The sequence below is a fragment of the Streptomyces sp. NPDC058246 genome (genome assembly GCF_042881985.1).
Lineage (GTDB): Bacteria > Actinomycetota > Actinomycetes > Streptomycetales > Streptomycetaceae > Streptomyces.
In genome coordinates, this window is sequence record NZ_JBHVWZ010000022.1 from 1 (window position 1) to 12,176 (window position 12,176).

Consider the following 12,176-nt stretch of genomic DNA (forward strand, 5'->3'; position numbering starts at 1 on the left):
CCTGGCTGGAAAGCCAGGGGCCCCACGCGTTCTCCGGTTCTCGGGCTACGCGGCGATCTTGTCCCAGTGCCAGTGGGAGTCGAACGAGGTGACCTCGAGGTGCGCGCCGCCGGCGACCAGGGTGGCGGCCAGGCTCGTCGCCTTCGCGATGAACGCGGAGACCCGGTGCGCCGCCAGCAGGTCCTGCTCGTCGAACGGCAGCCCCTCGCAGCGCAGCAGCCGCAGGTCCATGAACCCGTTGAACTTCCGGCCCAGTACCTCCACCGCCTGCGGACTTCGGACGGTGAAGCGCACCCTGGCCGCGACATGGCCGTTGTGGTGCTGATCCGAGTAGTACGCGATGTCCGGGATCACCGGTGGGACGAAGTGGTCGCGGGCCGCGATCTCGGGGACCTTCGGAAGGTTCCCGACCAGGAAGTGCCACGAGTTGTACTGCATCCGCGAGGAGATGGCCCAGGAGGTGTCGGCCAGTCGCGCGGCGGAGCCGCCGAAGAGCCGGCGGGACTCCTGCGACGGTACGACGCAGCAGAAGAAGTGCGGGATCTCCCAACTGGCGATCCTGGGATACGCCTGCGCGCGCAGCGCTTCGATCAGCGCGGGCAGCGACCGCATCCCGCGGCTCATCGCGAAGTCGGCGTCGAACACCACCGTCGCCGCGCGCACGGTCTCGTAGACCAGGGACTCCAGGCCGGTGCCGAACTCGCCGTGCGGTTCGGCCAGCCAGCCGGGCGACGCCGCCAGGCCCTCGGTCAGCTCGGCGAGGGTGTCGCCGGTGACCGGGAGCCGCTCGCGCACGCGGGCGCAGAGCTCGGCCTCCAGCTGTTCCGCGTCCTCCTTGACGGGACCGGCGACCCGCTCGATCTTGTGCATCAGCGGGCCGTGTATCTCACGGTAGAGCTGCACGGTCCCCATGAGTTCCCGGCGCCGTCCGGCCAGCGCCTCCGCGAGCTCGCTGAGCGCGGCCACCCGGTGCGAGGCCGGGGCCGGCACCGGGGGCAGCGCGCCGGAGGCCGCGTTGTAGGCCGTACGCGTCCGTTCGAGGAGCAGGGCCACGTGGTCGAGCGTGAGCTGGGTCCCGTTGGCCTCCTCGATGCGGGCGTACCCGGCCGACCGCACCAGCAGCGTGAGGCAGACCACCAGGAGCACGTCGCTGGCCGCCCACAGCTCGAGCGGCACCGCCGCCAGGCTGCTCAGTGCGCAGTCGGGGTGCCCCGGCCGCAGAGTCTTGCCCGTCAGCGTGTTCTGGTCGCGGAAGTTGGTGTACTGGCGATCACCGGCGTAGAGGACGAACGGCGCGGTCCTGAGCGCCGCCTCCGTCAGATCCGCCAGCAGCTCACGGCGGCCGTCGGCACCGACCCCCATCAGCCACTGGCGGCAGTCGGCGACCGACTGGTGCCACCGGTCGGCGGCCAGGGCCAGTTCGACCTGGTAGTCCGCGAGGTCCTCGGCGGACCACGGCACCCGCAGTACGCCGTCGACCAGGTCGGCCTCGCTGCTCAGTGGCCCCTTCGAGGGGACCCGGACGACGAGCCGGCCGGTCCTGTCCAGGCCGATCTCGCCGAGGAACGCGGTGGCGGCGCCGTCGGTCCGGCCGGTGGTCCGGCCGTCGTCCCGCCAGGACCTGCCGACCAGGACCTGCAGAGCGGTCTCGTCCTCGAGGGGCAGCGCCCGCAGCTGGATGTCCGCCGGGACGTGTCCGGCGAGGGTGAGCAGTGTGTCCACGGCCGCGGCCAGGTCCGGTGCCGCGGTCGCCTGCCGCCAGGTCTGCTTGAGCAGCGCCGGGAACCCGGCGTCCTGCGCCATCCGGTAGTCGGGTTCGCCGGTGGCACCGGCCGGCCGGCCCAGTCTGCTGGGCCGGCGGCTCTGCCGCGCCTTCGCCAGGGCCGCCCGGCGGGGGAGCGTGTCGTCTCGCTCGGTTGGGAAAGTCATGCGGTTCCTCTGACTGTCAGGTCGATGTGGTCCCACATTCGCGCCTCGGTGGCGGTCCATTCCTCGTCCACGTAGATGCAGTCGACGGGGCAGACCATCACGCACACCGGGCAGCCGGAGCAGAGTTCGGGGATGATCACGACGTTGAGCCCGTCGTCGAAGATCGCCCCGAACTCGGACGGGCAGCTGCGCAGGCACGTGTCACACGTGATGCATTCCGACGTCTCGATGCGACGCGGTGGCTTCTTCCAGTTCTCGTCGCGGGACTGCCGCGCGATCCGCGCGGTGCGTCCGGTGGTGGCTTCGGAAGGAGTGTCCTTTACCCACGGCATGATGTGCTCACCTTCACAGGGGACGGGCCGTCAGCGGGAGCGCTCGGCGACCGCGTTCGAGATGCCGTCCCACAGCCTCGTCCTGGCCTCGAGCGCGCGGTCGATGGTCTCCTTGCACTCGGCCCACTTGGCCTCGTCGTCGCCGCACAGGTCGGCGAGCATCTGCATCGCCATCGGCGTGTGCTCCTCGGCGTCCACCTGGATGTGCCGCCTGAGGTAGTCGACGAAGGTGGACAGCGAACCGTGGCCGGCGTTGAGCGCGGCGACCTGGTCGAACATGTCGGGGATCAGGTCCTCGCGGCCGAAGGCGAACGCCGCGGCCTGGCAGTGCACGGGGGCGTGCTCGATGAAGTCCCAGGTCGTGCCCACGAATTCGGCCACCGACTCCGGCACGCCCGCCTCCTTCAGCGCGGCGAGGACGGGACGCCCTTCGCGCAGCAGGGCGATGAACGCGTCGATGTGCGAGGTGTCGGCGCCCGACTGACGCATGCCGTCGAGGTACAGCTCGAAGTGGCTGATGAAGCCGTCACCGAGCTCGTCGCTCTCCTCGACGAGGACGATGTCGTTGATGAGCCTGCGGCTCCCGGTGGCGGCGGACGGCAGCCACGGCACCTCGACGCACGTCAGCCGGCGCTGGAGGGACTTGAGCAGGGACATGAAGTCCCACACCGCGAACACGTGCTGCTCCATGAACGTGACGACCGCGTCCACGCTGTTCAACTGGTGGTAGATCGGGTGGCTGAGGACCTTCTGACGGGACGGCTCGATGGCGTCCTTGAGCGTCTCGATGGCCGGGTTGGTTCCGTCCCATTCGTACCGCGACATGGTGTTCTTCTCCTTGTTATCGGGATTCTCGGGCTTGCGTCGACCGATGGCCTGGTCAGAAGGCACCGAAGTACTCGCGGTGCTCCCATTCGGTGACGTCGTCTGAGGCGCTCTCGGAGAGCTCGGCCGCGCACCAGGCGTCGAACCGGGCCGCCTCGCTCTCCTTCAGCTTCGCCAGGCAGGACTTGAGCGGCGCGCCGAGCAGCCGCTCGGCGCTGTCGCTCGCGCGGAACGCCTCCAGCGCCTCGCGCAGGGTCCTCGGCAGATGTGGACGGGGGCCGCGGTCGGAGGGAACGCCGGAGAGCAGCCCTTCCAGGCCCGCGTGCAGTTGGGAGGCGATGGCGAGGTAGGGGTTGGCGCAGGGTTCCCCGATCCGGTTCTCGACGTGGGTCGAGCTGCCACCGCTGAGCACGCGGACCATGGCGCTGCGGTCCTCGAACCGCCAGTCGACGGAGGTCGGCGCGAGCGTGAACTCCGGGGCCAGCCGCCGGTAGCCGTTCACGGTCGGCACGGACAGCAGACAGAACTCCCGCGCCCGGGACAGCAGGCCCGCGATGTAGGCCTCGCCCTCGGCGGAGATGGCGTCCTGCAGGCCGTCGCCTTCGGCGAACAGGTTGACGTCGGTCTTCGTGCTGGTGACGGACTGGTGGAGATGCCAGCCGCTGGGGTCGAAGCTCGCGAGGCGCGGCAGGGTCATGAACGACGCGTGGTAGCCGCGCCGTCTGCACTCCTGCTTGAGCTGGGTGCGGAACAGGAGCATCGCGTCGGCGGCGTCCAGCGCCAGCATCGGGTTGAAGGTGGTCTCGAGCTGTCCGGGACCCGACTCGTGCTCGAACGAGCGCAGGGGCAGACCGAGCTTCATCAGCATCGCGGCCAGCGGGTCGGCGACGTCGGCCACCGAGTCGTAGTAGCTGTCGAGGTTGAACTGGTAGCCGGGATTCACGGCCGCCACCTCGGGGGCGGGTCCCTGAAGGCCGAAACCGTTGCCCGCGTTGCCCACCGGGCCGCCGGTCAGCCGGGTGAGATACCACTCGACCTCGAGACCGATGACCGGGGACAGGTCGTGCCTGGCGTACTCGGCGCAGACCCGGCGCAGGACGTCACGGGCGGAGAGCGGGTGCGGCGTGCCGTCGCGCAGGTACTCGTTCCCGAGGACCCAGGCGGTCCTCGGCTCGGTCCTGGGCAGCACCTGGAAGGTGCGCGGATCGGGGACGAGTACGAAGTCGCCCGCGCCGAGCAGTTCACCGACCCCCACGCCGGCGTCGGCGAGGAAGTCGACGGCGACGGCGTGGCCGGTGTCGAAGAGGAACGGCCCGGCGCTGAAGTCCATGCCGTTCCGCAGCACCGAGCGGAACACGTTCGCGGGCACCGTCTTGGACCGGGCGAGTCCGTGCGGGTCGCAGAACACGACCCGGACGAGGTCGACCTCCTGCAACTGGAGTTCGACCTGTTCGGCCGCGGCGGCCTGCCGGTCGTCCCAGAGCCCGAACTCGGCGACGAACGAGGGGCGCCCGACGCCGCTCTCCTCACCGTGCACGGACCACGACCTGGAAGCCATGATCACTTTCCCTTCGTCGTGGTGCCGGGGCGGGTCAGGGCGAGGCCGAGCACTGTCTCGAGGAGCCCGGCGGCCGAGAGCACGAGGTCGTCGCCGGCCCGGCTCACGGGGGGCTCGGGGACCAACGAGGGGCGCCCGGTGCCGAGCTCGTCGCCGTACAGGGGCCACGACTGAGAAACCATGATCATTTTCCTTTCGTTGTGATGCCGGGGCGGGTCAGGGTGGGGCCGAGCGCCGTCTCGAGGAGCCCGGCGGCCGAGAGCACGAGGTCGTCGTCGCCGACCCGGCCCACGAGTTGGAGCCCGACCGGGAGCCCGGCCGGCGTGAGACCGACGGGCAGCGACAGGGCGGGCTGGCCGGTGAGGTTGAACGGGTAGGCCGCGGGGGACCACGCGAGCCAGCGGAGGTCGCCGGGGTCGGCGGCCCAGGGCGGGGCGATCGCGTCGGCGGCGAAGGGCTCGACCGGCACGGTCGCCATGGCCAGCAGGTCGTAGTCCTCCATCACCGAGGCGAGCCTCGTCCGCAGGGCGAGCCGTGTCTGCTCGGCGCGGGCCACCGCGGCGCCGCTCAGCGAACGCCCGTACCGCACGATCGCGAGCCGGCCCTCGTCGCACCACGCCTCGTCCTGTGGCGCGGTGCCGTTCGCCTCCGCGGCGGCGAGGATGTCCACCAGGGCGTCGTAGGGGTCGGGGAACGGAGCCTCGATGCGGTCGACTTGGTGTCCCAGCGCGGTCAGCACCGGCAGGACGCCCTCGGTGACGTCGCGGACCGCGGCGGACGTTCCCCGGAACTCGATCCAGCCGACGCGCGGCGGGGTGCGCGCCGGGGCGGGCCCGGGGGGAGCGGTCACCGAGTCGGGGTCGCGGTGATCGGGGCCCGCCAGCACCGACATGAGTTCGGCGACGTCCGCCACACTCCGTGCGAGCGGCCCGACATGGGACAGGCGTTCGGCGCAGGGCGGCACGTAGGGGATCCGCCCGAAGGAGGGCTTGAACCCGACCACGCCGCAGAACGCGGCGGGGATGCGGACCGACCCGGCTCCGTCGGTGCCGAGCGAGGCGGTGCACAGGCCCGCCGCCACGGCGGCCGCCGACCCGCCGCTGGAACCGCCGGCGGTTCTGTCGAGTGCCCAGGGGTTGCGGGTGGGGGAGGCCACCCGGCTGACCGTGCTCGCACTCCATCCGTACTCCGACGTCGTCGTCTTCCCCACGACGATGGCGCCCGCGGCCCGGAGCCGGGCCACGGAGGGCGCGTCGGCGGCGGGGCGACGGTTCGGCAGCAGCGACCCCCGCCGGGTGGGAATGCCCTGTGTCTGGATGAGGTCCTTCACCGACACCGTGACGCCGAGCAGCGGCCGGTCGCGGAAGGCGGCCTCGCCGAGGCCGGCGATGAGGCGATCGGCCGCTTCGGCCTCCTCCAGCGCGCGGGCCTCCGCGACCTCGACGTACGCGCCGAGTTCCGTGTCCGTCTCACGGATGGCGGTGAGCACGTCCAGCACATGCCCGGCGACCGTGGAACGGCCCTCGAGAAGAAATTGCCGTGTTTCGTGAATGCCGACGCAGACCGGCTGCCTACTCTTCGTTGTCGTGGAGTTTGACACGAGACCACTACAGGTCATCGTTTGAATTCCCTGCAACTCGCGGATTGCGGGGCGTTGCATCTGCGCGCAATCCGCACTTGAACAAGATTCCTTGCGAATGGGTCAGGTGGAGAGCAGCATGCTTCCGAGGTAATTCACACTCACTTATCGCACAGGAGAAGACCCGATGACTCCACGGATGGACAATCCTTCCCTGGTCGTTCCCGGCGCCCTGCAGCCCCTGCTCGACCTGACCGAGGTCATCGGCAAGGTCGGCGTGCCGCAGACGACCCTTGACCTCGTCCGGCTGCGTGTCAGCGAGATCAACGGCCGTGTCTACACACTCGTGGACGAGCCCGAGAAGGCGGACGAGCGCCTTCCTCTGGTGGCCACCTGGCGGACCGAGTCCTGCTTCACCGACGCCGAGCGCTCCGCGCTGGCGATGGCCGAGGCGGTCACCTTGATGACCGACCCGGAGGACATGGCGTCGGACGAGGTCTGGGCGGACTCCGCCCAGTACTACAACGACGAGCAGCTCGGCGCGCTGGTCATGCACGTCGGCCTCGTCAACCTCTGGAACCGCGTGAACATCGCCACCAAGCAGGAACCCGCGGCCTGGCGCTGAGGAAGGGAACGCATCACCGTGTTGAAGGTCATCAACGCCGGTCTGGGCAGGACCGGCACGACGTCATTGCAGGTGGCCCTGGACCGGCTCGGTCTCGGCCCCTGCTTTCACATGTTCGACATCGTCGGCGACGATCGGCGTCTTGAGCAGTGGGAGAAGATCGTCTGCGACGGAGAGCGCCCCGACTGGGCGGCGCTGTTCGACGGTTTCACCTCGGCGGTGGACGGTCCCTGCGCGATCTACTACGAGCGGATCAGCGCGGCGTTTCCCGACGCCAAGGTGATCCTCACGGTGCGGGACGCCGAGAGGTGGTACCGGAGCACCTACGACACGCTGTACCAGTTCGCCCTGCGGAGCATGGAGAACCCGCCGGAACCCGGTTCCCGGCAGGCCCGGTTGTTCCGCGTCATCAGCACCATGGTCTGGGACGGCCTCTTCGACGGCCGGTTCTCCGACAAGGACCACGCCATCGAGGCCTACCACCGGCACAACGAGGATGTCGTACGCGCCATCGGCTCGGACAACGTCCTGGTCTACGACGTGAAGCAGGGATGGGAACCGCTTTGCGCCTTCCTCGGGGTCGAGGTTCCCCCGGAGGACTTCCCCCATGCCAACGACACCGAGTCCATGCGCCGGCGGATCGCCCAGGCCGCCGGAGCCGGTCCGGTCTCCACCGGTTGAGTCGGCGAGGAGCCCGCGGTGTTGATCTCGGAAATGACGGTCCCCGGCGCGTACCGCGTCACCCCCGAGCCCCTGAGCGACCGTCGGGGCCATTTCTTCGAATCGGTGAAGGCCAGCGACCTGCTGGCCGCGAGCGGCTGGGAGTTCGCGGTCCGCCAGGTCAACTTCTCGGTGTCCAGGCGGAACACCCTCCGGGGCATTCACGGCACCAAGGTGCCGCCCGGACAGGCGAAGTTCGTCACGTGCGTGCGGGGGAGCGCGCTCGACATCGCCGTCGACATCCGCGTGGGTTCGCCGACGTTCGGCCACTACGACGTCACCTACCAGAGTCCGGAGACGGGGACGGCCGTATACCTGCCCGACGGGGTCGGCCACGCGTTTCTCGCCCTCACCGACGACACGTGTATGAACTACCTCTGCTCGCAGGAGTACGAGCCGGGAACCATGATCGACGTCGACGCGCTCGATCCGGCTCTGGCACTGCCGTGGGATCTGTTGGAACCACCGATCCGCTCGGACAAGGACGCCGCGGCCCCCACCCTCGCCGAGGCTGCCGCCGCCGGTCTCCTGCCGACATTCGACCAATGCCCGCCGCGTCCTTTTTCCACCCTGCTGAACGGCTCCAGGTAGCGTGCGCGACGGATGACCGCAATTCAATTCCGATTCGATATTCGCGCCGCTGGGCGCGGAAAGACTGGAGGTGGCCGATGGCGGAGAACAAACGCAAGCCGGGCACACCCGGGGCATTCTCCCGGTGGATGCAGAAGAAAATGAACGCCCGGATGATCCGTAAGGTGCGCGCCGGCAAGGCTCAGTTCATGGGCATGGACGTGTTGATCCTGAACACGGTGGGCAGCCGGAGCGGGCAGCCGCGGGAGACCCCCGTCGCCTGGTTCGGTGACGGAGACGAGGCCTGGCTGAGTATCGGCTCGGGTGGCGGAAGCCAGAACCCGGACTGGTACACCAACCTGATGACCCATCCGGAGAAGGCGACGATCGAGCTGCCCGGCCGCGGCCCGGTGAAGGTCACGCCGCACCGGCTCGACGGCGCCGAGCGAGCGGAGGCGTGGAAGCTCATCTCGACCGCCCAGCCCCGTATCGCCAAGTACCAGAGCAAGTCCGACCGGCAGTACCCGATCGTCAGGCTCCTTCCTCGGTAGGACGAATCGGTGGTACGAGTCGTCAGGCTCCTTCCTCGGTGGCGCGAGAAGAACGGCAGCCGGTGTCCGCGGACACCGGCTGCCGTTTCCTGTTTTCGCCAGGCCCTCACCCGTTCTCGCTCACGAGTCTCCCTTGCCGGCGGCGCGCGCGCGGATCCTGGCCATCAACGCGGCCTGCCGCACCAGCTCGTGGTGGTGCGCCGGACGCGCCGCCGGATCACGCAGGGCGTCGTGGAACGCGGTGAACACGCCGAGGAACTGGTCCGACGCCGGGGCGAGGATCCTGGTCTCGCGGTCCCTCTGCTGGAGCCGCAGGACCGGGCGGGCGTCCCGCGAGGGGGTGAACGCCCATTCCAGCGTCAGACGTCCCTCGCTCCCCCAGAGGTCGTAGGTCGACCGGTAGCTGTGGGACAGGCCGAAGGAGCAGTGCGCGGTGACGCCGTCGCCGTCACGCAGCAGGGCCACTCCGGAGACGTCCACGCCCAGTTCCGGATCGAACTCCAGGCCGGCCCCCAGGACCTCCGTCGAGGACCCGAGGTACTCCTGGGCCGCGCGCACCGGATAACAGCCGACCTCCCACAGCGCCCCGCCGCCGAGGTCCGCCTGGTACTTGATCCCGTGCGGGTCGGTCGGCGGAATGCCGAACACGCCGTTGTAGGAACGGAGTTCCCCGATGGCCCCGTCGGCCACCAGGGACCGCGCCTGGTCGTGCTGGGGATGCCGGAGGAACGCGAAGTTCTCCATGATGAGCAGTCCGCGCTCCTCGGCGAGCGCGACGAGGTCCCGGGCGGTCTCCTCGCCGGGCACCGCCGGCTTCTCGAGCAGGACGTGCTTTCCCGCGTTCAGCGCCCGGCGCGCCCACTCGGCGTGCTCGCTGTTCGGCAGCGGGATGTAGACCGCGTCGATGTCGGGCAGTTCGAGGAGCCGGCCGTACCCCGCGACGGCCTCGCAGTCGAACGACGCCGCGACGCCCTCCGCCTTCCCCTGGGAACGGCTCGCCACCGCCACCAGGCGGAACGGCGACTCCCGGATCGCCGGGAGGGCCCGCCGTACGGCGATGTCGGCGCACCCGATGATGCCGATGCCGGCCCTCCGCTCGGATTCATGAACGGGTATCAGATCTTCGATTTTCACAGGTCCACCTAAACGACGATAGGAATTCGCTTGCCTGAACCGGGATGATGTCAGCCTGGGCAGTCGGCGCCGTGTTCGTCAACACCCCCGAATATTCACAGCTCTTGTGGCATCGGAGGTGACTTCCGACCGAGTGTTCTCCCGATATAAAGTGCGGACATCCGCCTAATGGGCACGAATACACTGAGGAGGCGCCACGGTGAAGGGCATCATCCTGGCCGGCGGCAATGGTACGCGGCTCCATCCGATAACACTCGGTGTCTCAAAGCAAATGCTCCCGGTTTACGACAAGCCGATGATTTACTACCCGCTGTCGGCCCTGATGCTGGCCGGGATCACCGAGATCGAGATCATCACCACCCCCGATGACCAGGAGATGTTCCGCCGGCTGCTGGGTGACGGTTCCTGGCTCGGCATATCCCTGACCTACGCGGAGCAGGACAAGCCCCGAGGTCTCGCCGACGCGTTCCTGGTCTCCGCGGACCACATCGGCGACGAATCCGTCGCCCTGGTGCTGGGCGACAACATCTTCCACGGATACGAGTTCGGGCCCATGCTCCAGCGGGCCGCGCAGAACCTCAAGGGCTGCGTCCTCTTCGGCTATCCCGTGCGCGACCCCGAACGCTACGGCGTCGGCACGCTCGACGAGCAGGGGAAACTCATCGCGCTCGAGGAGAAGCCCGTCCAGCCGCAGACCAATATGGCGATCACCGGGTTGTACCTCTACGACAACCAGGTGGTGGATTTCGCGCGGGAACTGCGGCCGTCGGAGCGCGGAGAGCTGGAGATCACCGATCTCAACCGCGTCTATCTGGAGCGGGGCGAGGCAGCGTTGATTCCGCTGGGCCGTGGGTTCGTCTGGTTGGACACCGGAACTCATGACGCGCTCATGGAGGCCGGGGACTACGTCCAGGTCCTGGAGCACCGCCAGGGTGTGCGTATCGCCTGTCTCGAGGAGATCGCCCTGCGTATGGGCTACATAGACCGGGACGCCTGTTACCGGCTCGGAAGCCGCCTCGCGAAATCGGCATACGGCCAATACGTCATGGAAATGGCCCAGGCGGGCTGAGCCCGAACGACGCACCGAAGTGTCGAATCCACCCTTTCACCGGAAGAAGGGCAATCTCCATGAAATTCCTGTTCACCGTCGGTGGCAGCCAGGCGGCCGTCTTCGGCGTCGCCCCCCTCGCCGCGGCCGCGCGGAACGCGGGCCACGAGATACTGCTCGCCGCCGACGAGCCGCTGATGGCCGCCGCGGAGTCCGTCGGGCTTCCCGCGGTCTGCATCACTCCCGAGCGGATGCGGTACGGCCAGGACTCCATGACGGCCACCGTCCGGCTCGACGCCCTGCTGGAGCTGACGCAGGCGTGGACCCCAGATCTGGTCGTCGGCGGCCTGTCCCATGTCCCGAGGGTGCTCGCCGCCCGGCTCAAGGTCCCCTGCGTACGCCACATCTGGCACATCGCCCCGATGGCGCGTCGCGACCGCAAGGCGGAGGAGGAGCTCCAGCCGGAGCTGGAACGCCTGGGTCTGACCGAGCTGCCGGCGCCCGACCTCTTCATCGACCTCTGCCCGCCGTCGCTGCGCCCGCCGGGCACCCCCGCCGCGCGGTCGATGCGCTGGGTTCCCCGGGTGCGCCAGAGCCGGCTCGAACCCTGGATGTACACCCGCCCCGAGGGGCGCCGCCGGGTACTGATCACCGCGGGGACCCGCAACCTCATGCTCGACACCCCCGGCAGCTCGCTGCGGAAGCTGGTGGACGAGCTGACCGGCGCGGGAGCCGAGGTGCTGATCGCGGCGCTCCCCGAGGCCGCCGAGCGGTTCGGCCCGGAACTGGGCGACGTCCGCATCGGCTGGATCCCCCTGGACGTGGTCGCCCCCACCTGTGATCTGGCGGTCCACCACGGCGGCGCGACCACCGCCATGACGCTGATCAACGCGGGCGTGCCCCAGCTGATCATCCCCGACAACGGGTACGGCAAGGCTGTCGCGGAGTCCGTGTCCGACTTCGGCGCAGCCCTGATGGTGGACCGGCACCGGCCCGAGCCGGGCCGGAACCCCGACGAGGTGGTCGCCGCGGGCTGCCGGCAGATCCTGTCGGACCCCCGGTACGCCGAGCGGACGCGGATCCTCGCCGCGGAGACCGCGTCGCTGCCGACCCCCTCCGAGGTGCTGCGCGAGCTGGAAGCCCTGGCCGCTCCCTGATCACCGACGTGCCGGCCGGCAGCCCGACCGGCCGGCACAACGCGAATCGCCCTGAGACCGACGGAGAAGATATACGTGGTGACACGGCGATTAGCGGTGGCGGGGGGGGTATAAATCAGCGGGGGGGCCGGGCCGCCAGCGTGGGGAG

At 69.5% G+C, this 12,176-nt stretch carries 13 protein-coding genes; 6 read left to right on the plus strand and 7 right to left on the minus strand.

The genetic code is table 11. From position 1 onward, the window contains the following. Positions 1-45: 45 nt before the first annotated feature. Genes ACFVXA_RS27350 through ACFVXA_RS27375 form a run of 6 tightly spaced genes read right to left on the minus strand, consistent with a single transcriptional unit; the run spans position 46 to position 6,133 of the window. On the minus strand, positions 46-1,929 hold the full coding sequence (locus ACFVXA_RS27350; RefSeq protein ID WP_384398271.1) for a hypothetical protein: 1,884 nt from the start codon (positions 1,927-1,929) through the stop codon (positions 46-48). After that, entirely contained in the window at positions 1,926-2,261 is a 336-nt protein-coding gene (locus ACFVXA_RS27355; RefSeq protein WP_362016366.1) for a 4Fe-4S dicluster-binding protein, read from the minus strand. The genes ACFVXA_RS27350 and ACFVXA_RS27355 overlap by 4 nt, the downstream gene beginning before the upstream one ends. 30 nt (positions 2,262-2,291) lie before the next feature. After that, positions 2,292-3,086, minus strand: coding sequence for a DUF3050 domain-containing protein (locus ACFVXA_RS27360; protein ID WP_383748401.1), 795 nt, complete (start codon positions 3,084-3,086; stop codon positions 2,292-2,294). 55 nt (positions 3,087-3,141) lie between these two features. Next, positions 3,142-4,644, minus strand: coding sequence for a glutamine synthetase family protein (locus ACFVXA_RS27365; RefSeq protein WP_383903522.1), 1,503 nt, complete (start codon positions 4,642-4,644; stop codon positions 3,142-3,144). A gap of 2 nt (positions 4,645-4,646) precedes the next feature. Next, positions 4,647-4,826 carry a hypothetical protein gene (locus ACFVXA_RS27370; protein WP_389746930.1) on the minus strand — a complete coding sequence of 60 codons (180 nt, stop codon included), beginning with the start codon at positions 4,824-4,826 and terminating at the stop codon, positions 4,647-4,649. A 2-nt stretch (positions 4,827-4,828) separates the two neighbouring features. Beyond that, positions 4,829-6,133, minus strand: a complete 1,305-nt coding sequence (locus ACFVXA_RS27375) for an amidase (protein WP_389758883.1) — start codon at positions 6,131-6,133, stop codon at positions 4,829-4,831. A gap of 277 nt (positions 6,134-6,410) precedes the next feature. Between ACFVXA_RS27375 and ACFVXA_RS27380 the strand changes: the two genes are divergently transcribed. From ACFVXA_RS27380 to ACFVXA_RS27395, 4 genes are all read left to right on the plus strand, one after another. Continuing rightward, positions 6,411-6,848 carry a carboxymuconolactone decarboxylase family protein gene (locus ACFVXA_RS27380; protein WP_362016356.1) on the plus strand — a complete coding sequence of 146 codons (438 nt, stop codon included), beginning with the start codon at positions 6,411-6,413 and terminating at the stop codon, positions 6,846-6,848. 18 nt (positions 6,849-6,866) lie between these two features. After that, positions 6,867-7,529, plus strand: coding sequence for a sulfotransferase family protein (locus tag ACFVXA_RS27385; protein WP_362016354.1), 663 nt, complete (start codon positions 6,867-6,869; stop codon positions 7,527-7,529). Between the two features lie 18 nt (positions 7,530-7,547). Then, positions 7,548-8,159 (plus strand): dTDP-4-dehydrorhamnose 3,5-epimerase, encoded by a 612-nt coding sequence (locus ACFVXA_RS27390; RefSeq protein ID WP_362016352.1) that lies wholly within the window; start codon positions 7,548-7,550, stop codon positions 8,157-8,159. 77 nt (positions 8,160-8,236) lie between these two features. Beyond that, positions 8,237-8,689, plus strand: coding sequence for a nitroreductase/quinone reductase family protein (locus ACFVXA_RS27395; protein WP_362016350.1), 453 nt, complete (start codon positions 8,237-8,239; stop codon positions 8,687-8,689). Between the two features lie 120 nt (positions 8,690-8,809). On the opposite strand, the gene ACFVXA_RS27400 is transcribed toward ACFVXA_RS27395, so the two are convergent. After that, positions 8,810-9,823 (minus strand): Gfo/Idh/MocA family protein, encoded by a 1,014-nt coding sequence (locus ACFVXA_RS27400; protein WP_389746935.1) that lies wholly within the window; start codon positions 9,821-9,823, stop codon positions 8,810-8,812. Positions 9,824-10,022: 199 nt separating this feature from the next. Here ACFVXA_RS27400 and rfbA point away from each other — a divergent pair, with 199 nt between their 5' ends. After that, on the plus strand, positions 10,023-10,892 hold the full coding sequence (gene rfbA / locus ACFVXA_RS27405; protein ID WP_362016346.1) for a glucose-1-phosphate thymidylyltransferase RfbA: 870 nt from the start codon (positions 10,023-10,025) through the stop codon (positions 10,890-10,892). 59 nt (positions 10,893-10,951) lie between these two features. Next, the gene (locus tag ACFVXA_RS27410) at positions 10,952-12,028 is read left to right on the plus strand and encodes a glycosyltransferase (protein ID WP_390027150.1); all 1,077 of its coding nucleotides are present in this window, start codon (positions 10,952-10,954) and stop codon (positions 12,026-12,028) included. The last annotated feature ends 148 nt before the right edge of the window (positions 12,029-12,176 follow it).